The 21,708-nt window shown below is 39.5% G+C and carries 20 protein-coding genes; 12 read left to right on the top strand and 8 right to left on the bottom strand.

Annotated elements, in window-relative coordinates:
* Positions 1-47 precede the first annotated feature (47 nt).
* The 6 genes from ACOQO5_RS14660 to ACOQO5_RS14635 all read left to right on the top strand — a co-directional run bounded on the left by ACOQO5_RS14660 (position 48) and on the right by ACOQO5_RS14635 (position 5,868).
* Positions 48-905, top strand: coding sequence for a nucleoside phosphorylase (locus tag ACOQO5_RS14660; protein ID WP_420582438.1), 858 nt, complete (start codon positions 48-50; stop codon positions 903-905).
* On the top strand, positions 902-1,246 hold the full coding sequence (locus tag ACOQO5_RS14655; RefSeq protein WP_420582437.1) for a tRNA-binding protein: 345 nt from the start codon (positions 902-904) through the stop codon (positions 1,244-1,246). The genes ACOQO5_RS14660 and ACOQO5_RS14655 overlap by 4 nt, the downstream gene beginning before the upstream one ends.
* A complete protein-coding gene (locus tag ACOQO5_RS14650; RefSeq protein WP_420582436.1) occupies positions 1,246-2,118 on the top strand; it encodes a GNAT family N-acetyltransferase in 873 nt (290 codons plus the stop codon). The genes ACOQO5_RS14655 and ACOQO5_RS14650 overlap by 1 nt, the downstream gene beginning before the upstream one ends.
* Positions 2,111-2,881 (top strand): EcsC family protein, encoded by a 771-nt coding sequence (locus ACOQO5_RS14645; protein ID WP_420582435.1) that lies wholly within the window; start codon positions 2,111-2,113, stop codon positions 2,879-2,881. The genes ACOQO5_RS14650 and ACOQO5_RS14645 overlap by 8 nt, the downstream gene beginning before the upstream one ends.
* Positions 2,882-2,886: 5 nt before the next feature.
* Positions 2,887-4,680, top strand: a complete 1,794-nt coding sequence (locus ACOQO5_RS14640; RefSeq protein WP_420582434.1) for an AMP-dependent synthetase/ligase — start codon at positions 2,887-2,889, stop codon at positions 4,678-4,680.
* A 156-nt stretch (positions 4,681-4,836) separates the two neighbouring features.
* Positions 4,837-5,868, top strand: a complete 1,032-nt coding sequence (locus ACOQO5_RS14635) for a hypothetical protein (protein ID WP_420582433.1) — start codon at positions 4,837-4,839, stop codon at positions 5,866-5,868.
* Between the two features lie 38 nt (positions 5,869-5,906).
* Here ACOQO5_RS14635 and ACOQO5_RS14630 read toward each other — a convergent pair whose 3' ends face one another.
* A complete protein-coding gene (locus ACOQO5_RS14630) occupies positions 5,907-6,377 on the bottom strand; it encodes a doxx family protein (RefSeq protein WP_420582432.1) in 471 nt (156 codons plus the stop codon).
* 12 nt (positions 6,378-6,389) lie between these two features.
* Positions 6,390-7,862, bottom strand: a complete 1,473-nt coding sequence (locus tag ACOQO5_RS14625; RefSeq protein WP_420582431.1) for a vanadium-dependent haloperoxidase — start codon at positions 7,860-7,862, stop codon at positions 6,390-6,392.
* Between the two features lie 114 nt (positions 7,863-7,976).
* Between ACOQO5_RS14625 and ACOQO5_RS14620 the strand changes: the two genes are divergently transcribed.
* Positions 7,977-8,657 (top strand): LytR/AlgR family response regulator transcription factor, encoded by a 681-nt coding sequence (locus tag ACOQO5_RS14620; protein ID WP_420582430.1) that lies wholly within the window; start codon positions 7,977-7,979, stop codon positions 8,655-8,657.
* Here the strand turns inward: ACOQO5_RS14620 and ACOQO5_RS14615 are convergent.
* The 3 genes from ACOQO5_RS14615 to ACOQO5_RS14605 form a co-directional block, all read right to left on the bottom strand.
* Complete coding sequence (locus ACOQO5_RS14615; RefSeq protein ID WP_420582429.1) at positions 8,649-11,282, bottom strand: ATP-binding protein; 2,634 nt, start codon at positions 11,280-11,282, stop codon at positions 8,649-8,651. The genes ACOQO5_RS14620 and ACOQO5_RS14615 overlap by 9 nt on opposite strands.
* 69 nt (positions 11,283-11,351) lie before the next feature.
* Complete coding sequence (locus ACOQO5_RS14610) at positions 11,352-11,825, bottom strand: DUF3291 domain-containing protein (protein ID WP_420582428.1); 474 nt, start codon at positions 11,823-11,825, stop codon at positions 11,352-11,354.
* Between the two features lie 98 nt (positions 11,826-11,923).
* Positions 11,924-12,277 carry a YraN family protein gene (locus ACOQO5_RS14605; RefSeq protein WP_420582427.1) on the bottom strand — a complete coding sequence of 118 codons (354 nt, stop codon included), beginning with the start codon at positions 12,275-12,277 and terminating at the stop codon, positions 11,924-11,926.
* Positions 12,278-12,765: 488 nt separating this feature from the next.
* Here ACOQO5_RS14605 and ACOQO5_RS14600 point away from each other — a divergent pair, with 488 nt between their 5' ends.
* The 3 genes from ACOQO5_RS14600 (at position 12,766) to ACOQO5_RS14590 (ending at position 16,451) form a co-directional block, all read left to right on the top strand.
* Positions 12,766-14,106, top strand: a complete 1,341-nt coding sequence (locus ACOQO5_RS14600) for an ammonium transporter (protein ID WP_420582426.1) — start codon at positions 12,766-12,768, stop codon at positions 14,104-14,106.
* Between the two features lie 100 nt (positions 14,107-14,206).
* Complete coding sequence (locus ACOQO5_RS14595; RefSeq protein ID WP_420582425.1) at positions 14,207-15,277, top strand: outer membrane beta-barrel protein; 1,071 nt, start codon at positions 14,207-14,209, stop codon at positions 15,275-15,277.
* Positions 15,278-15,422: 145 nt separating this feature from the next.
* Positions 15,423-16,451, top strand: a complete 1,029-nt coding sequence (locus ACOQO5_RS14590; RefSeq protein WP_420582424.1) for a glutamine synthetase beta-grasp domain-containing protein — start codon at positions 15,423-15,425, stop codon at positions 16,449-16,451.
* Between the two features lie 220 nt (positions 16,452-16,671).
* Here the strand turns inward: ACOQO5_RS14590 and ACOQO5_RS14585 are convergent, their stop codons facing one another.
* The 3 genes from ACOQO5_RS14585 to panD form a co-directional block, all read right to left on the bottom strand.
* A complete protein-coding gene (locus tag ACOQO5_RS14585; protein WP_420582423.1) occupies positions 16,672-19,233 on the bottom strand; it encodes an ABC transporter permease in 2,562 nt (853 codons plus the stop codon).
* A gap of 1 nt (position 19,234) precedes the next feature.
* Positions 19,235-19,930, bottom strand: coding sequence for an ABC transporter ATP-binding protein (locus ACOQO5_RS14580; protein ID WP_420582422.1), 696 nt, complete (start codon positions 19,928-19,930; stop codon positions 19,235-19,237).
* A gap of 95 nt (positions 19,931-20,025) precedes the next feature.
* Complete coding sequence (gene panD, locus ACOQO5_RS14575) at positions 20,026-20,394, bottom strand: aspartate 1-decarboxylase (RefSeq protein ID WP_420582421.1); 369 nt, start codon at positions 20,392-20,394, stop codon at positions 20,026-20,028.
* Between the two features lie 193 nt (positions 20,395-20,587).
* Between panD and ACOQO5_RS14570 the strand changes: the two genes are divergently transcribed.
* Both ACOQO5_RS14570 and ACOQO5_RS14565 read left to right on the top strand, forming a co-directional pair.
* Positions 20,588-20,995, top strand: coding sequence for a YciI family protein (locus ACOQO5_RS14570; RefSeq protein ID WP_420582420.1), 408 nt, complete (start codon positions 20,588-20,590; stop codon positions 20,993-20,995).
* 36 nt (positions 20,996-21,031) lie between these two features.
* A complete protein-coding gene (locus tag ACOQO5_RS14565) occupies positions 21,032-21,703 on the top strand; it encodes an arylesterase (protein ID WP_420582419.1) in 672 nt (223 codons plus the stop codon).
* The last annotated feature ends 5 nt before the right edge of the window (positions 21,704-21,708 follow it).

The raw sequence follows: 21,708 nt of genomic DNA, 5'->3' as shown, positions 1-21,708 counted from the left end.
ATGTAGATTTTGCTATCTTTTCGGAAATTTAATTTCCTAAAAAAAGCATGACCCAAATTTCTGAAACGGATCTTATTCTTAATCCTGATGGCAGTGTCTATCACCTCAATCTAAAGCCTGAGGATATTAGTGATACGATCATTACGGTAGGCGATCCAGAACGTGTCGAGAAAATCACGAATCGATTTGATCATGTAGATTTCAAGACGCAGCATCGAGAATTCGTTACCCATCGCGGGAGCTATAAGGGCAAGAAGCTGACCGTAATGAGTACGGGAATGGGAACTGACAATATTGAGATTTTCTTGAATGAATTGGATGCTCTCGTGAATGTTGATTTGGCTACTCGCACCATTAAAGAACATAAAACAAGCCTCAACATTATAAGAGTAGGAACCTCTGGAAGTATGCAATTGGACATTCCTGTAGGTTCCCTTTTGGCCTCGGAGATAGCAGTTGGTTTTGATACCCTCATGTGCTACTATGACCTTGCGCAGACCCCAGAAGAAGAAGCGATTTCCAAATCAATACAAGCAACAACAGGGTTGCCTTTCGCTCCTTATGCTGTGGCTGGGTCACAACTTTTGAAAGAAAAGCTTGCCTTCGACATGTTGCACGGCCACACGGCCACTTGCCCAGGATTCTACGGTCCGCAAGGAAGAACATTGAGAGCCAGAAATAAGTCGCCAAAGTTTATGGACGTTTTGAATCAGTTTAGGCAAGGTGATTTTAGACTATCCAATTTTGAAATGGAAACAGCCGGTTATTATGCATTAGGAAGGTTGTTAGGCCATGAAGTATTAAGTCTTAGTGCAATTCTCGCCAATCGTGTAACTCATGAATTCGCCAATAATCCGGGAGAAATCGTAGATGATTTAATTCAAAAAGTATTAGATAGAGTATGAATAATGAATTGATCAATTGGGATGATTTTGAAAAGGTTGATTTGAGAGTTGGTACAATTCTTACAGCAGAGTCCTACCCAGAAGCACGCAAGCCAGCATACAAACTTACAGTTGATCTAGGCGATGAGATTGGTGTGAAAAAATCGAGTGCACAGATTACCGATCATTACAACTTAGAAGACTTAGTGGGAAGACAGGTTATATGTGTGGTTAATTTTCCACCAAGACAGATCGGGAAATTTATGTCAGAAATATTAGTTACCGGGTTTGCGGATGAAAATGGAGATATTGTCTTATCGTCTGTTGAAAGAAAATTGCCCAATGGCTCTAGACTTTGCTGATGGCTCAATCGTTGCATTATAGGACACTCACCAAAGAAGACCTTGGTCAAATGCACCGAACTTTTGTTGAGGCATTTTCCAACTATCAGGTGAATATGAAAATGTCTCGAGAAGCATTTGAAGACCGAATGCTATTTAAACTAAACATCAACTTTGACATGTCACCTGGCGTATTTTCTGGAGACAAATTAGTGGGGTTTATATTCCAATCTATCCATGAATATGAAGGAGTACTGGCAGCTTACAATGGAGGCACAGGAGTTATTCCAGGTTATTTAGGGCAGGGACTCACCACGAAATTATATGATTTTATTTCACCTAAACTTACAGATACGGGAGTTAAAAAGTGTGTGCTAGAAGTGTTGGTAAATAACAAACACGCCATCAAAGCTTATCAGAATGCAGGTTTTGAAAAAAGTAGGACTTTTCAGTGCCTGATGATTAGAGATGGTATGCTTGATGTGAATGCTGAAAATGAATTTGAAATTAACGAAGTGAGTGATTTCCAAATAGAGGAATTTCGTTCTATTGGAGATATAAATCCAAGTATGTTGGATCAATTGACTCAAGTCATATATCATTTGCCTAAAGAGATAATATTGGAGTGTCGGTTAAGACAAGACCTTTTGGGGTATATTATTTTTCAACCAAAAAATGGAAGAATTACTCAAATAGCCGTGAATCCAAAGCATAGACGAATGGGTGTTGGGTCCTCATTGTTAAATAGGGCACATTTTTTAAGTGAAAACAAGAGACTTTCTGTTTTAAACATTGAAACAAAAGAAGAGGGAGTGATACAATTTTTTGAATCATCTGGGTTTACCTCAGATCTACAGCAGTATGAAATGCAAAAATCACTGAGCCATGTCTAAATACGAGGAAAAAATAGCAAGAGAATTGGCAGAATGGCAAGTGACCATGCAAAGAACCCCATCTGTTTCCAACGCGGCTATTCGTAAAGTGCAAACCAAAATCAATAGTTTATTGCCCAATAGATTGCACAAGGTAATTACCAAGGTAATCAAGGAACTGACCCGAGCGGTTTTGTTTGGCGCAGACTTTACTACCAAGCCCGTTACAGAGGTGCGATCAATGATGGATATCGAGGACCAAGTCAGGGACAAAATCAATAAATACACATCTACAGCTACAGCTGAAGGTGCTATTACAGGGTTTGGTGGATTTGTAAGTGGGTTGGCCGACTTCCCGTTGTGGTTGTCTATTAAAATGAAGATGCTCTTTGATATTGCCGCTAGTTATGGTGTGGATACAAAAGATTATAAAGAAAGGCTCTTCATTCTGTACGTATTCCAGTTGGCTTTCTCAAGTCAAAAAAGGCGAAATGAAATTTATTTAATAGTTAGCAATTGGGAAGTTCAGAAAGACAAATTACCAAAGGATATTAATGCGTTTGATTGGCAGTCTTTTCAGCAAGAATATCGGGATCACTTGGACCTAGCCAAGTTGCTCCAACTGATTCCCGGAGTGGGGGCGGTTGTAGGCGCTTATGTGAATCATAAATTGACCAATAGACTGGGGAAAACAGCCATGAATGCCTACCGGATGAGAAGATTGAATATTGAAAACGGCAATTCAGAAAAATCAAAAAAATCGCTCCTGAAACATCGGAAATAAGTATCTTGGAAGAATACAACAAAGACAAGATGACACCTACACGCGTATTTGAATTCCTTTATTCCCAACTAGAAAACGGCCCGTTAGCACAATCCTTGAATTACAAAGAGTTTGGTCAATGGAAGGGATATAGTACTAAAGAATTCGTACAAATTGTAAATGAACTGAGTTTAGGTCTATTGGCTTTAGGGATGAAACCTGGAGATAAGGTGGCCATAGTTTCTCCTAACAGACCTGAGTGGAATTTTGTGGACTTTGCTTGCCAGCAAATTGGGGTTGTCACTGTTCCGATGTATCCAACCATCACCGTCGAAGACTATGAGTATATTTTTCGGCATGCAGAGGTGAAAATGATTTTTGCTGCTGATGCAGAATTGATTGAAAAGGTAAAAAAGGCAACAGCTTCACTTGGCATTGATTTTATCTATTCATTCGACAAAGTGGAATCAGTGGATCATTGGAGAGCAGTGCAAGAGAAAAACCCTGAGGGGGATTTGAATGAAGTGCTTGCTTTGAAAGATCAAGTGAAGCCAGAAGATTTATTGACGATCATTTATACTTCTGGCACCACAGGAAGACCGAAAGGGGTAATGCTCAGTCATCATAACATTGTGTCAAATACACTGGGTGTATCTAAGAGAATCATGGGTACGATGATTCCAGGAGAGGATAGCACCTTGAGCTTTTTGCCGATGTGTCACATTTATGAGCGGACTGCTATTTACGTTTATATATATAACCGGTTGGCCGTGTATTATGCTGAAAGCATGGATAAGATCGGAGAAAACATCAAAGAAGTAAGCCCTAATATGTTTACATGTGTGCCCCGCTTGCTTGAAAAGGTGTATGACAAGATTGTATCGAAAGGATACGAATTACCTTTCATTAAAAGAAAGCTATTCTTTTGGGCTATAGATCTGGGGCTAATCTACGATCCCAATGGAAATTTTAGTAGGTGGTACCATTTTAAATTAAAAATTGCTCGTAAGCTTATATTTTCCAAATGGCAAGAAGCTTTAGGCGGAGAGTTGAAAGTTATTTCTTCAGGAGCTGCGGCTCTACAACCTCGTCTGGCTCGAATCTTTTGGGCAGCCGAAATTCCAGTTTGTGAAGGATATGGCCTGACAGAAACTTCACCTGTGATCACGGCTACGGCTGCATTTCCAGATTGCGTAAGAATTGGAGCAGTTGGTAGATTGATAGATGATGTAGAGGTCAAAATTGCGGAAGATGGCGAAATACTCTGCAAGGGCCCGAATGTAATGATGGGATACTACAAAGCTCCTGATTTGACTTCAGAAGTAATCCAGGATGGTTGGTTTCATACAGGAGATATTGGGGTAATTGAAGAAGGATTTCTCAGAATTACAGATCGTAAAAAAGAGATGTTCAAGACTTCGGGTGGTAAGTATATCGCACCACAAGTCATGGAAAATAAATTCAAGGAAAGCATCTATATAGAACAGATCATGGTGGTCGGAGAAGGCAAGAAATTTCCTTCAGCGCTCATAGTTCCGAATTTTGAAGTACTCGTAGATTGGCAAAAAGATCATGGTATCGACGATTTGGAACATAAAGAATTAATATCTCATCCAGAGGTGGTCAAATTGTTTCAAACCGAAGTCGCCCGATATAATGAAGAGTTTGGCAATTGGGAACAAATCAAAAAATTTGAACTCGTGGAAGCTGTCTGGGGTATTGACACTGGCGAACTGACACCTACACTCAAACTAAAACGCCGAATCATCAAAGACAAATTTAAAGAGCTGATTGAACGAATTTATATGATTTCTAATTAGTCATTTGCTGACTATTTCCATACTTAATGGAAATAGTATTTATGGCTCCAGAATTCGCGTAGGACTAAATTTTAGACACTAAAGTTGTCATCATTGATTAATATATCAATCTTTGAACGATATCATTAATACCGACCCTGCTAAATGAATACTGTAATGAATAAGCGATTTTTGTGTGTTTTGACTATTTCATTCCTGAGTTTTACTCAATTGATTGGCCAAGACATTGATAGTACTCAGATTCGAGAGGAGTACCCATATGTACTTCCTATTTTAGGGAATAAAGCATACAAAAAAGGGTATAAACTTCAACTTCCATTCGGAGCGAGTGTCGGTACCATTTTTAATCGTCAAGGACTCATTCTGGAAAATTTTGAGATGACAATTGAAGATCCTGATACGCCTGAAGACAATTTAGATTTTAAGGATTTAACTGGAATTCTTGATTTTGGCCCTTCGGTTGGCCGGATCAATACTTTAAACTTTAGAGCAGATGCATGGGTTTTTCCTTTTTTATCTGTTGGGGGATATTATGGAAAAGTATGGGGTGAACAAACAATCAGTTTTAGTGTCGTTGGCAGTGAGTTGTTTTATAGCACAACAGATATACGTGGGCAGTATTATGGTTTCAATTTATTAGGTGCTGTGCCGCTGGGGCCTGTTGCATTAATGGCTGATTATTCTTGGTCCTGGACTACCAATGAAAATTTGAATGAACCCGTCCGTGTTGAAGTCAGTGGTTTAAGAGTTGTTAGAAGAATAAAGACAAAAAGACCTGATAGATTTTTTGCAGTTTGGGCAGGGGCACAACACCAAAAGCTTGATAATCGTACCTCCGGCAATATTGCGTTTGATGAAGCATTGGGGATTTCAGAAGAGGACAAGCAACGAATGGATGACAATTGGGCGAAGTATACGAACAACGAAATTCCAAATGGGTCTGGCGTTTTTTGGGAAAACGTGCCCCTTACACAAAAAATTGCGCAACAAGCAGCCTATGAGCTGGTGAGGGGGATTGCTGATGACAATGTTTATTACAAATTTGACAAGCGACTGGAATATAGCTGGAACATGTTGCTAGGCATAAACTATCAACACAATAATAAACTACAATTAAGGACTGAATATGGTTTCTTGAAATCTAAACAACAATTGATGGTTATGGCTAGTTACAGGTTTGGGTTTTAGATTCAATTTCATTTTGAGATAAAAGGAGCTTTTTGTTATTAAAAATTGCGATATCCATTCCTTGAATTTTTGGTGTAAATCACCAACGCAGCACTTACAATTACTAGATTTTTCATGATATATTGACCAACCATGCTAAAGCCAAACGGTGGGTGGGTGAATACCAGTTCAGGAAAGAAAAATATGGGAGAGAAAGTCCCTCCCATATGAACAAGTAATCCCCAAATCACATATTTGGATTTGATTCTTAATAGTAAGGCCAGGCCAATGAATAGCTCCCCACTGGCAAGTATCCAAAGTAGAAACTGCTTGTCAAAAAGGTGAAAAGTGATCAGTTCTAAAGTATCCCCAGCCAGTACTTCAGCAGGGCTATAATTGGGGAAAAACTTTAATACACCAAACCATATATAGATAAGGCCAATAGAAGATTCGAGCAATCTTAAGCTATATCTATCAGCCATGACGAATAGTCCGCTATCTAATTTTTCTGATATTTCTTTTACACTCATGACCTTTTGTGATTAAATGGTTTTGTTCTCTTCGCCTACTAGTTTGAGGTATTTTTTATAAACATCTCTGGCAACATTTCTACCTAAACTCAAGCCTTCTACATTATCAGCTTGGATATGATATCCACCCATTACTCTGGATATACCAGCCATTTCAGCGGCTTTGGTGAAGGTTGGGAAGTTGAGCGTAACTGTATCGCCGAGGTGGTTTGGTTCGGTCATTATACCTGGCACCAAGTCCACCGAAGCTCCGAAGTTGTCGTCTCCTTTGAATAGCCTGAGAGCTTCAGCACACCCACCACTGATTGTGCTATGCCCAGAAACATAACTCGGAAATGGAGGACAAAGAAATGTTTCTGGAGAGTAGGGTCTCCATTGCTCACCTTTCAGTTCGGTCATACCAACTTCGGGACCACCCCAAGCTTTGATCACCTGATCTTGGTAGTAATCATGGACTAAAGCATAAGGTCTTGCATAGTCATAAAACATTTTGGAATCCCAGCAGGCAATGAACCCGTCCATTGCTACTGCTTCCACCAGAAAATACATTTTTACGTCCTCATCCAATGTGTGATTATCTCTCACAGAAACGTTTTGCGCAAAGATCAACCAGTGACCCGCCTGCTGTACCGACTTAGGACCATCTCTCATGAATTCTACCAAAGCTCTATTCTCATCGGTTAGCTCTGCTTGTAAATCAATGACTTCTTTCACTTCTTGTGCTAGTTGCTCCGAACCTACCATCGGTGGAGGTCCAGGGCGGAACTGGCTGGAGGAGTCTAGCATTAGTGGCTTTACCAATTGCCAATAGGGAGTCAGGCAGCTTGGGGCGAATTTCCCCCCTTTGCCATCGGCGAAGTACTTAGGCTGCCACCTGTTGATGTCTACATTTTTGTCAACCGTGTTCACTGGTGAATATTCGGTGTAGTCGTAGTATGGCTTAGCCATTTCGCCAGACATATCCCCGTATTGATTGGAGCCATCGCTTTTTCTTTCTTCTATTACGGCCTGGGCGGCCAGGTTTCCTATACCCACAGGTGTAGTGGGATCCATCGATTTGTCATCTGGATCTAGACCTAGTTCTATCATAAAATTTCTGAACATGGTAGAGTCCGAATAGTAATATTCTGACATGGCTCTATAAGCAGCATAGCTGATAGCTATCTCTTTGTTTGCGATAGTAAGCTCATCAGCTGGGCGTCTGTCAACTCCCTTTAGATATACTGGTGTGGCTTTCGCATCATAGCGCGTCCAAGCATCAAAAATGGAGGTAAAAATCAGTCCCAAAAATCTACTCGTGATTGTAGGTCTGGGCTTAAACATATCTGTATCATTGGCTGTAGCTTCGAGGGCCATTTTACCCCATTGATAAGCAACATTTTCTGTGCCTCGAGGTTCTTCTTTGATCTCAGTTGTGTTCTGACTTGATGTGCAAGCCGAAGTAATAATTGCAATAACTATTGCGTAACGTATGAAATTTTTCATTGTAAAGTTTTACTTGTTCGAATTTCAATAATAATTGAATGAACAACTTGATTGGAGAGTAAAGGACGAAATAGCTATCTTGGTGGACGAAACTATAGGATGAATTGATAAAGTATGCATTGCCTGATTGTAGATGATGACCCGTTGATTTGCGACTTATTGGAGCATTTCTGTTCTAAGGTAGATTTTGTGTCGAACGTCACTGTTACCAATAGCGGTTTTGAATCGATTAATTTGATTAGCGAGAATCAGTTTGATGTTATTTTACTGGACTATAATCTTCCGGACATAACTGGAAAGGAAATTTTACAAACATTGAGTTCAGACACTTCCGTTATCATGATCACAGCCAATCGTGATTTTGCCCCAGAATCTTATGATTATGAACAGATCGTTGATTTTCTAGTGAAACCTATTGATTTTGCTCGATTTTTCAAGGGAATGCAAAAGGTGAAGAAAGGAACTGAGTCATCCGACTCAATTTCGGATCAGATTTTTGTGAAAGATGGAAACAAATTAGTCAAGGTCAATTTGCAAGAGGTTAAATACATCAAGTCCGCTGCGAACTATGCAGAGTTGGTGTTTGAAGAAAAAAAACTACTGACCTTAATGACATTGACTGAGCTGGCAGAAAAACTGCCCGAGTACTTCCAGCGTGTACAACGTTCATATATTGTCAATGTAAATCATATTGACAGTATAGCCAGTGGAGATGTGCAGATAGGCCAGGAAGAAATATCGATCAGTGACAAATACGAAAATGAGCTTCTGAATAAAATCAAGCTATTAAAGTAACCGAAGTTCATTCCTGAAATAACTTAAGTTGTAAAGAATAAGAGTCTTGACTTCACCAAGGTTTGTCTTATTCAAGGCACTCATTCTGAGAGGGAGAGCCTTTTCGAGCTTGTGCAATTCTAAACTTCGAATGTGAGTGATCAACTTATGTCTAATGGCATTCCATTCGCTTTCGTCTTGATTCTCAAAAGCTTGGTCTATTCGGTCCAGATAAGTTTCAAACTCCGAAATCAAGAGAGCGATAAATTTTTTAATTTTGACTTTATCATGATCGTATTGCGAATAGCTTTTGCTCAATTGAGGTAGATCAAAGGTGTTCTTTCCAAGGAGGCAAATGACCAAATCCAGTAAATGATCTACATCAAAAGGTTTTTGTAGGTAGAATTCACTTATTTCTTTCATGCGCTCGTTTTCAAGTGCAGACAAAACAATGATCGAGTGACTAAAGGAGGCATTGATTTTGATCAACTCATTTCCAATGTCAATATGCTCTAACATCAAATCACTTATTATGAGATCAGGGTTTTGTTTCGAGAGTGTTTGTTTGGCAAAAGCTAGATTATTCGTTTGTATTAATTCAATTTGTGGAGCTTGAAATAGCTGACTGACCAGTAACCTGGCAGACTCGTCATCTTCGATATGTAGCACATTCTTTTTTTCTGAAAAATCAGAAAGAGCGAGTCTTCTTGCATTCAGTGCAGAAACCTTTGGCATATGTTCTGCCACCATCAAAGGAAGGTTAATGGTGAAAGTCGAGCCAACATCTTTTTCGGACGAAATTTCCAAGTGTCCATCAAAAAGTTCAAGGAGTTGTTTCACAATCGAGAGCCCTAATCCAAAACCTTCTTCTGAGGAGTAATTTTGTTCTTGATAGAAACGTTCGCGTATACGCATGACATTGTCTGGAAGAATACCTCTTCCAGAATCAGTAACACTGATGACTAATTTGTGATTTATAACTTTAGCCTCAACGGTAATTTTCCCTTTATCGGTAAATTTGATAGCATTAACAATTAGGTTGGTGATGATCTGAGTAAAACGCAAAGCATCTGTCTGATGCCATTGCTCTTTCAGCTCAGGAGCTATTTTCAACTCAAAGCCAAGTCCTTTGTTGATAGCATCAAATCGGTAGCTCGCATGAATGTCTGAGAGTAATTCTGCTATATTTTCTGATTTGTATTTCAATTGAACTTGTCCCTCGATCAATTTTTGGTGATCCAATACATCGTGCATTAAGCCAGCCAAGGACTGTGTGCTCCTATGGATAGCATCTACTATTGGCTCTTGATCCGGTGTTGGTTTGTTCTTTCTAAGTAATTGGGTAAGACCCATGATAGAATTCAGCGGCGTTCTTAGTTCATGACTCATGTTTTGTAAAAATTCATCTTTTTCTTTGATGGCTTTTTGCTCCTTGTCCAAAGCCGATTTCAAGTCACTAACCTGTTGGTTGATTTTGGTCTTCATTTTTATGAATGTTCTGGCCAATACACCCAGCTCGTCCTTTCGGTTTTCGGAAAGCTTTATCGTTGGAGCCGAGTGCTGTTCGTAATTGCCAATGGCTTGTGTGATAGATCCAATCCTAACAGCCAAAAGTCTGATAAAAACAAGTGCAACGAGAAGGGCAGCTAGGGATACCAACGGAATAATTTGGTAACTATACTTTTTAATATAGAGCACGCTGCTAAGCGCTATGTTTTCCTTTAGAAAGGATAAGAGGTAAATTTTTCGGTCATTACTTGAGTAAGTAATGGGTTGGATTTGGGACAAAAAAGAGTTGCCTTTTTTGCTCACTAAGGATCTAAATTGTGTGGAATCTGTATGTAGAGATGAAAAAGGTACCACAAAGTCTGCGTCGAATCTGTCATAACTTCTGAGCTGTTTACTAAAGCATCTGGTCATGTCAGAAGCAAACAAGTATTGCCCGTCTTCATCGATCAGCATCAATTCAATTCCCGAAGTCATTATGCTTCTTAGTTTTTGATAGAAATTATTCAAATCCAAATTGATGATCACCATATGGGTAGGCTCTTGATTAGAATTAAATATCAGGCTAATGGCTCTAATAGTAGGAGTCAATGAAGGGCTCACTACTCCGTATTCTTCATTCAGACTAATGGAAGAAAAATAGAAGGCTGAAGGCCCAAGGTTTGATGCTGCTTTGAAATACGGCCTGTTTTTTTTGTTTTGTAGTTTGTCTTCGAGTGTTTGGGTAATCTTGGAATTCTTTTTATCCAACCTTATAATTTCCTGCCCGGCATCCGCATCTGAAAGACTAATCAGTCGTATTTGGAAATAATTAGGTTTGTTTTTTAATGTAGTATGGAATAGTTGAGTGATTTCATTTTGCAATTCTGAAGTGGGGTCATTAGCAAAAGCTTGAATCTTTATATTTTCCGCTAAAATGGAAATATCGTTTTCTACTTCACTGAGCAAGGAATAGAATGCTTGCTCTGCCAAGGTAGAGCTATGTGCAATTCGCTCTTGGCCAAATGCACTGATAATAGTCGACGCTCTTTTATAAATCAGAAAGCCCGATACAAATATGGCCAGTATGAGAAGTCCCATAAAGAAAAGACCGAACCTCGTGACAATAGAATGCCAAATTTTTACTCTTCCTGATTCCATGGATCAAATTAATAGCGCTAAAGCTATAAAATTTGATTTAGAAATGGCCAGTATAATTTCTCTTGTGTATCAAGGCAATGGTGTACCATCTGCTTGATACACTTCATGTAAACCAAAGGCCGAAGGTGTGGAGCCCTGCTTTTCCAATTGATCCAATTTTCTTTTTGCTTCATCTAATGTTGGTATATGTCCTTGTTCAACCCACCAAAGTACCACTTGGTGACTGTCCATTTTATCCGACCATTTTTTTCTGTTTTTCAGAAAGTAACTATGTACGGTGTTGTAAGTGTAGGCTTTTAGTGCTTCGTTGTCTTTCCAAACCGACATATTTACAAATACCATGGGGTCTTCAAATGGTGTCTCCGCATTTATGGCAGTCTCACCCGTTTCGTCTTTCAATCTCCAAACGAACCCAGAGCTTTCTTCCGCCAATTGATTAACAGGTGCAAGAAAGTCCTTGAATTCTTTCATGATGGGGTCATCCAAGTCAGCTTTCAGCTTGGTGATATTTAATTGTGCTAGGTTGTAGGTTGTTTGCTTCATATGATTTGTGATTATGAATATTAAGGAACGAATAGTAATGAAGACAGTCTACCAATATTCATGAGAAAGACTCATGCATTGAATCAGCTTGACGAATACTAATAAAAGGCGTCCTCAAAATGTGTAATATTAAAATGAGCATCAATAGCTATGATATCGAACCTTATCGGCCCTTGCCAACCTAAATCGGCGAGATAGTTTTCTGCGCCCTGCAAAATCAATTTTTTTTGATTGTCTGAAACAAATTCCTCTGGATATCCAAATTGGCTAGTGCTTCTATATTTCACTTCAACGAATACTATCGTTTTAGAATCAAGTAAGATCAAATCAACCTCAGAACGTTTGTATCTATAATTTCTTTCTCGAAGTGTATAACCTTGGTTAATCAAATATTGAAGAGCCTGCTCTTCTGCCTTTTGGCCAATATCTTTTGTTGGTCGGTTGGTTTTCAACTGCGAAGTATTGTTTCTGCTAATCTATTAATAATGCCGAAAATATACGTACTGGCAATCTTATTCAATTTACGACAATACAAACTAAGGTAGGATTTGCTGAAAATCATTCAGTAATTAAGTGTCTTGATTGAATCAGATCCGACGAAAAGTGACTTTAGGTGAAAATTCAACAAAAGTACGTGTCTTTGATCGTGAATTTTGTAAATAATTCAATTTCAGGGTAAAATATTAACGAGATATGTAATTATTCACGTATTTACTGAAATTATAAGTATAAAAATTACGTAGTAATACGTAAAAATACTACTTTAGCATCTCAACAGCATTAAAAACATCCCCAAATAGATTGAATTAGCAGCTTAACAGCTTTGTCAGGTCAAATTTTAACCCAGTTGACTCGAAAATTGCAAAATTCAATGAGAGAAGCTTGAAAGTCCGAAGTGGGCTTTCCTGAGAAAAACAATTTAGAACTAAAAATTAATGCTATGATTAATCTGTTGACGAATGTAGTGCAAGATTCAGTCGCGGTAATGGAAACCCCAGCTGCCGTAGTTGCTGAAACACCAGCTGAAGTAACTGCTGCTGTGGCTGATGCTGCTGCTGCCGGTGCTACTGCACTATTCACCGCCAACAACATTTGGATGATGTTGGCTACAGCTTTGGTGTTTATAATGCACCTAGGCTTTGCGGGAGTTGAAGCTGGCTTTGGCCAGTCAAAAAACACCGTAAACATTCTATTTAAAAATACTATCACTCCTATTATCGGTTTGGTGACTTACCTGATTTGTGGATTCAACTTGATGTACCCTGGTGAGTTTGATATCATCGGTGGAGTACTTGGATTTGCTGGGTTTGGTTTAGACGCTGGCGACGGTGCTTCTATAGACTATGCCGGTGGAAGATATACTTACTGGACAGATTTCTTATTCCAAGGCATGTTTGCTGCTACTGCAGCTACCATCGTATCAGGAGCTATTGCTGAAAGAGTAAAACTTTCAAGCTACATGATTTTCACAGTACTATATGTAGGTATTGTTTACCCAATCCTAGGTAGCTGGAAATGGGGAGCAGGATTCCTTGATGCTGCTGGATTCTATGATTTTGCTGGTTCTACACTTGTTCACTCTGTAGGTGGATGGGGTGCATTGGCAGGTATCATCGTGATCGGGCCAAGACTTGGAAAATATGTAGATGGTAAAGTAATCGATAAGCCAGGTACTTCTGTGCCACTAGCTGTGATCGGCGTATTCCTACTATGGTTAGGTTGGTTCGGATTCAATGGTGGATCTGTACTTTCTGCTGATCCGGACTTAGTATCATTTGTGTTAGTTACAACATCTATGGCTGCTTGTACTGGAGGACTATTCGGATTTTTAACTGCATTTGTAGTATTCAAAAGAATGGACTTGGGTATGGTACTCAACGGTATCTTGGCTGGTCTAGTAGGTATTACTGCTGGAGCGGATGTGATCTCTGTAAACAACTCACTGATCGTAGGTGCTGTGGCTGGTATCATCGTAGTATTATCTGCCATCACATTGGACAAATTAAAACTAGATGATGTAGTTGGAGCTGTTTCAGTTCACTTATCATGTGGCATTTGGGGAACACTTGCTGTAGGTATCTTTGGAGGAGAAGATTTCTCATTCACTACTCAGCTTTACGGGGTAGCAATGTATGCTATTGCAGCCTTCCCAATCGCCTTCATCATATTCTTTGTTCTTAAGAAAACGCTTGGAGTTAGAGTGTCAGAACAACACGAAGAAGAAGGACTCGATACACACGAACATGGTATCAGAGGATACACAATCGTTTACGACGAGTAAAAAAAAATTGCCTGCTGGACATGTCTGCCAACATGTTCCAGCAGGTCTTAATCTCACAAATCTGTCAAACAAATTTATGAACCAAAACACAAATTTAATCATGAAGAAATTTCTATGCATTGTAATGATGACAATTTTCGCCATATCTAGTACTGCAGTAGCTCAAGAGGAGTCAAGCGCACCTGAACTGTCAATTTCAGGTAGTGTAGATGCTTACTATAGAGCCAATTTAAATGCATCCAATAGTTTATTGTTGCCTGATGCTGATGGCGAGTATAATACATATATAGCACCAACTACTTCGTTTGCAAACAAACCTGGATTTGCGCTAGGTATGGCCAATGTTGTATTGGGTCTAGAAGGAGAGAAAACAGGCTTTGTAGCTGATTTGGTATTTGGGCCAAGAGGAACGGATGCTGTTTTTGGATCAACTACAGCTTCATCAAGCATAATCAATCAGTTGTATGCATATTGGAATGTGAGTGACGCTGTGACCTTGACGATTGGAAACTTCAATACTTTTTTAGGATATGAAGTGATCTCACCAGCGTCAAATTTCAACTACTCTACATCTTATATGTTCTCTTATGGACCATTCTCTCACTCTGGTTTGAAAGCGGATTTTACTTTTGGAGACGTTACGGCCATGCTTGCAGTAATGAACCCAACTGATGCTACGGATTTCAATCCTTCAGGAGATTATGTACTTGGAGCACAATTGGGCTATGGTGGAGCATATTTCAATTTCATCTATTCAGATGATTTTTATCAGGTGGATTTGACCGCTGGATGGGATCTGACAGATGCACTTTATTTAGGAGTAAACGCTACTAAAGCTAAAGATAGTTTTTCAGGTGCAGCGCTTTATTTACAAAGCTCACTCTCTGATTCTTTCTCATTAGGTCTTAGAGGAGAGTACTTCAAAGACGAGGCAGGGTTCGCCATTGCAGCAGATGAAAACGTGATTGATTTGACATTGTCTGCAAATTATTCGATAGGTGCTTTGACACTTATACCAGAATTCAGAATAGATATGTTGTCTTATGATGACGGATATGTTCTAAAAGGAGATCAAACTTTTGATGCCAATGGAAATATTTCAGGCATCGCAAATGCAGAATTAGGAAAGAGCCTGTCATCATTCGTGCTGGCAGCAGTATATGCGTTCTAAGGAAATTTAGGATTTAGCTTTTGCCGGGGTGCTCTTTTGGGTGCCTTGGCAAATCCTTTAAAACTAATGCTTAGTCATCCGGTTTTTAGGAACGCAATGTGAAATAGAATTAAAGTAAAACAGTAAAAGCTAAAATTTAAGTAAAATGGCAAAAGCAAAGTTAGAATACATTTGGTTGGATGGATATAAGCCAACTCAAAGTCTAAGAAGCAAAACTAAAATCGTAAGTGATTTCGATGGTAAGCTAGAAAGCTGCCCTATGTGGTCTTTTGACGGTAGTTCAACGCAGCAAGCAGAAGGGGGTTCTTCTGACTGTTTGTTGAAGCCTGTTGCGATCTTCGAAGATCCTGATAGAAAAAATGGATACCTAGTAATGACTGAGGTATTGAATGCAGATGGTACAGCACACGAAAGTAACGGCCGTGCGACTATCGATGATGATGACAATGATTTCTGGTTCGGTTTCGAGCAAGAGTACTTTTTGATCGACAACAATACTGGCAAACCATTAGGTTTTCCAGAAGCTGGTTACCCAAGACCACAAGGACCATACTATTGTTCTGTAGGTGCGAGTAATGCATACGGAAGAGAAATCGTAGAAGAGCATTTAGACCTTTGCCTTGATGCAGGTTTAAATGTAGAAGGTATTAATGGCGAAGTAGCAGCAGGACAATGGGAATTCCAATGTTTTGCGAAAGGAGCTGCTGAAGCTGGTGATGAAATTTGGATCGGAAGATACTTGTTGGAAAGAACTGCTGAGAAGTATGGTGTTTCTATCGAGTGGAGACCAAAACCAATCAAAGGTGACTGGAACGGATCTGGTATGCATGCTAACTTCTCAAACTCTGTGTTGAGAACATGTGGGTCTAAAGAAACTTATGCTACTATTTGTGAAGCATTTGCTCCTTTCGTCAAAGAGCACATCGACGTATATGGTGCTGAGAATGATCAAAGATTAACTGGAGATCATGAGACTCAATCTATCGACAAATTCTCTTTCGGTGTGTCTGATAGAGGTGCTTCAATCCGTATTCCTATCGCTACGGTAGAGAATGGATGGAAAGGCTGGTTGGAAGACAGAAGACCTGCTTCTAATGGAGATCCTTACAAAATTGCAGCTAGAATTATCAAAACTGTAAAAACTGCTAAAGTGCCTGACGCAGTGACTGCATAAGAAAGTTTATTTCAAATTGACAAAAGGGAGACTCATTTTTGGGTTTCCCTTTTTTAATGTTTCTACTCGAGTAAATGATGTTGGAGAAAGCGCGAAAGAACAACTAAATCATCAGGAAAGTGGCAGAACAACTCAGTAATATGATCATCAATATCACTACGAAATGTTTCATTGTTTCTTGAATTAGTTATATATAAGACAAGCAACAACTGAGCCACCCTCAAATTTCTTTTCTCAAAATCTCCAAAGGGCTCTTCTTTAAGACTGGTCTGATATTGAATAATCCTATGATTACGGTTCCAAATGTGACTGCTAAAAAGATTAAAACGGAGTGGTAAATACTGAATAAAAAGTCATTTTCAAAAACAAACTCCGCAAGCAAATAGCTGAAAGTGTGCGCTAATAGAAGTCCTGCTAACGAGGCCATAGCACCCAATGCCAGATATTCCAAAAATGTAATCCAGAAGATTTGATAGGATCTAGCACCAATAGTCCTCAATAAAACGCTTTCTTGTACCCTTTGGGTTTTGCTAAGAACAACAGATCCGGCCAAAACAATTAGGCCGGTTAGGACACTAAATGCCGCCATAAAGTTGATGGCAAAGGAGACTTTGTTGAGTACTTCTTCTACGGTCTTGATGATCAGTTCTAAATCTATGATCGAGACATTTGGAAACAATCGCACGACTGCTTGTTGAAATCTGGCTGATACATCAGATTTGTCCACCTTTGTAACCAATACATGGAATTGAGGGGCGTGTTCTAAAACTCCAGCAGGAAAAACGATCAAAAAATTAGTTTGCATTCTACGCCAATCTACTTTTCTAAAACTACCAATGTATGTTTTAATGAGTGCACCCTGAACATTGAAAAGTAATTCATCTCCTATTTTCCATTGGCGCCCTTCAGCAAAGCCTTCGGAGACAGAAACAAAAATGGAGTCTTCGGGCGATTCCACTTTGGATTGAAGTGTACCCTTTGCCAGCGTTTCAGAATTGATCAAAGAGTCTCTGAATGTCACTCGGTATTCTCGATTGAAGACCCAACTCATTATATCAAGTGTGGAGTCTTTTTCTACCATTTTTTTATTAATTCCGTTGATCTCTTTAAGGCGCATCGTTACAATAGGCACGTCTTGGACTACAGGCAAATCATAATCGACGACTAAATCTTTGAGCTCTTCTTTTTGTTTGGTCTGAATGTCAAAAAGGACCATGTTGGGACGTTGGTCCGCACCTGTGAGTGTAATTTGCTCAACCAAAATGAATCTGGAAAAAAGTAGCGTAGATATTAGTACAGCACAAATTCCAATGGTCAGTAAAAGTATGGTGCTTTGGTTATTTGGTCTGTGTAGATTGGCTATTCCTTGTTTTATTAAAAATGAGTTAGTCCGAGATGAAATACTTTTTGCTATTGACATCAGCCCTCTGGCTATCAAGATGAGCAATCCAAATGTCACAGCTAATCCACCTACAAACATCAATGATTGACTCCATTCTCCAATTTGGAAAAAGGCGAATCCAAAAAGGAATAGTACCAGGCAGGAAAACACCACAAGGGAAGCCTTACTCATCTTTGGGCCGGATGTTTCAAAGGCTGCTCTGATAGATTGTAACGGGGAGATTTCCCCCAACTTTATTAATGGGAGCAGTGCAAATAAGAAAGCTATAATCAGACCTAATAGTATGCCTTCAAGTATGACAATGCCAAATATTTTAGGCTCGAACGAAAATGGCAATATTTCTCCCAAAAGTTGGGGTAAATAATACTGAAGTCCAATGCCGAGTGCAGTGCCCATAACTGAACCTATGAAGCCCATAAATAGCACCTGATAGAGATAGATGTAAAAAGCTTGTTTGCTTTTCACTCCCAAACATCGAAGAATTGCGACGGATTTATTTTTTTCTTTTAAATAGATATGCACAGCACCGGCGACACCGATGCTCCCTAAAAGCAAAGCAATGAAAGCTGCTAAATTCAAGAATACTGACATATTGGTGAAAGCCTCACTGGTATCTTGTTTTCTTTCTTCTACGGTTTCGCTTCGTAGTTCCAGTTCTTTTAGTCGTTCACCGAACGTGGCTATAACTTCGTCCGCAGTGGCTTCAGTTGGGTATTTATAGAATTTTGAAAACGTAACTCTACTCCCTTTTTTAATGAGCCCAGAAGCAAATGCATTGCCTTCTGAAATATAAACTACTGGAGCAATTGAAGTTGAAATTCCACTTTGTCCAGGTACATTTTTGAGTTTGCCTCTAATTTCTAAACTCAAATTGCCAATGCGCACCTCATCCCCCAACTCCACATTGAATTGCAGCATTAGCTTTTCATCTACTAAAGCATAAGGCCCATTGGTCAGATCTCCGGCTGCCCAGTGAGGTTCAGTTTCTATTTTCCCATAATAGGGATAGAATCCACGAATTCCCCTCACCTGCACTAACCTGGTTCCGTCTGTTCTAGGAAAATAAACCATTGAACCAAATCGCGTTTGGCTAGACCTCTCTTCTCCTAAAGAATCTAATAGACCATATTGCTCTCTGGTAAATGGTTTATTGCTGAAAACTTCGAGATCCGCACCAAGCAAAGATTTAGCTTGAAGTTGAATTTCTTCATCCAGGTTTCTTTTGAAAGAGTTGATAGCAACTAAAGCCGCAATTCCGATAGCGATTGAAGTAGTAAAAAGAAGAAGTTTTGATCGGCTCCTTCGGCTATCTCTCCACGCCATTTTGAACAGCCAGCTGCGAGAGTATTTCTTCGGTGATACGGAAATCTTACTGTCCATATCAGCTGGCAATAGAAGCTTTCATCGAGGATTCAATCATTTTTCCACCTTTTAGGTGAATAACATGATCGGTTTTTTGAGCGAGTGCTACATCATGTGTCACTAAAACCAGTGCTGTGCCTTTTTCTCTATTTAGTGTAAAAAGAAGATCTTCAATTTTTTGTCCGGTTTCGTCATCCAGATTACCAGTTGGCTCATCAGCGAATAGCACCTTGGGCTCATTTGAAAAAGCTCGGGCAATGGCGACTCTTTGTTGTTCTCCACCAGATAATTGTGAAGGGTAATGGTCGATCCGTTCTTCAAGCCCCACTTGCTTCAACAAGCTTTTCGCAACTGTTTGAGCTCCATTATCTCCCCTTAGTTCTAAGGGAACCATTACATTTTCTAGTGCAGATAAAGTAGGGATCAACTGAAAATTCTGAAATATAAATCCTACATGTTCATTTCTCACTTGCGCACGATCATCTTCACTCAGGTTGTTTAGTTTGATCTGATTAATCTCTACGGAACCTTCATCGGATTGGTCAAGACCTGCTGCTAAACCTAGGAGGGTAGTTTTGCCGCTTCCAGAAGGTCCAACGATAGCCAATGATTCGCCTGCCGCTAATGAGAAACTTATATTATGAAGTACCTGAAGCGACTTTGATCCGCTTTGATATGATTTTGAAAGTCCTTCGACTTTAAGAATTGTAGACATGTAATCTGATGTTTCCGAATTTTACGGAAAGTAATACCAGAAGTTTTTGAATGCAAGTCTAGTCATCTTTTCCAAAGTTCTAACTTTAGAAAAGTTTAATTAAAATTCATATCACGATTCAGCTCGTATGATTCTTCGAGCCATTGTACGAATTTGTTGTTTTCGTCTACAAGGATAGTCTGAGGTTTGATATCCTGATCTGTCAATTCATAGCCCATGATGATGATCTCTTCTCCTTCGTTGATTAAATGAGCTGCCGCACCGTTCATACAAATGGCTCCAGAACCTCTTGGCCCTTCAATCACATAGGTTTCTAAGCGTGACCCCGAGGTGTTACTAACGACTTGTACTTTCTCACCTTTTCTCAACCCAACCAAATCGATCAAGTCTTTGTCAATTGTGATACTTCCCACATAATTCAGATTCGCTTCGGTAACTACCGCTTTGTGAATCTTCGATCTCATGATCCATCTCATACGCTTCTTGACTTTAATGCTGCACCGCGAAATTAAATAATTTTCAAGGCACTTGTATTCAACTCTGCAAAATTAGGCTAATTACCTAAACTAGAATAGTCTAGAAAAGTTCGATTTAAGAACAATTCTTATAAAATCACCGTTTTCAGTATCTTGGGGACTCAATTAGACTTTGTTGACCATGAAAAAACTCACATTTCTGTTTTTATTCATATGCATTTCACAATTAGGCTTTAGCCAGGCACCTCGAGAATTCGAATATCAAGATGGAGACACTACTTATATTATGAAGCAATACTTCATGGGGTTTCTTATGAGAGTGTCAGATAAACCAGAATTGGATTCTGCAAAAGTGATGGAAATACAACTGGCCCATCAGAATTACATGAGTGAAAATGCGAAAACGGGCACTTTACTTATCGCTGGCCCGTTTGGAGATGATGGAGATATGAGAGGCATAGTCATCTATGATGTCGCTACCAAAGCCGAAGCTGATAGTATCATTAGCAACGACCCTGCTGTGAAAGCTGGTCGATTAGCCATTGATGTCAAGCCCTGGTGGGCAGCTAAAGGGAGTGTGTTGAAGTAAGACAATGGGTTCCCGATAAATTCCTATCTTCGACAGATGAATAGGTCAATCATTCTCTTCGGTTTTCTAGTATTGATGGCATGTCAGCCTAAAAACAAAAAGGAGCTGACAAGTACACCCTCCTCTGAAAAAACAGAAACCGAAAAGACAGAACAAAAAAAGAAAACCATACTCTTCTTTGGAAACAGTATTACCGCTGGGTATCAGTTGGACTTATCAGAGGCCTTTCCTGCACTTATACAAGAACGATTGGATTCTTTGGGCTATAAATATCGCACAGTAAATGCTGGTCTGAGTGGAGAGACCACAGCAAGCGGTAACTCAAGAGTAGACTGGGTACTAAAAAACCCTGTGAGCATCTTTGTTTTAGAGTTAGGAGCAAACGATGGGCTTAGAGGGATAAGCATAGAAGAAGCAAGAAAAAACCTGGAATCTATTATTGAAAAAGTAAAAGTTAAGTATCCTGATTGCAAAATATTGCTAGCTGGCATGATGGTTCCACCCAATATGGGGCAGACTTATTCGGACAACTTTCAAAAAATTTATCCTGATTTAGCCAACAAATATGAGATTCCGCTGATTCCTTTTCTGCTTGAAGGAGTAGCTGGCAACCCTGAATTGAATCTTGAAGATGGGATTCACCCAACGCCAGAAGGGCATCAAATACTAGCTGAAAATGTATGGAAGCATTTAGCTCCCATGCTCTAAATACA

The sequence above is a fragment of the Reichenbachiella sp. genome (assembly GCF_965223055.1).
Classification (GTDB): Bacteria; Bacteroidota; Bacteroidia; order Cytophagales; family Cyclobacteriaceae; genus Reichenbachiella.
Note: the sequence above shows the minus strand (reverse complement) of the source record. Positions and strands in the feature narration are given on the sequence as shown.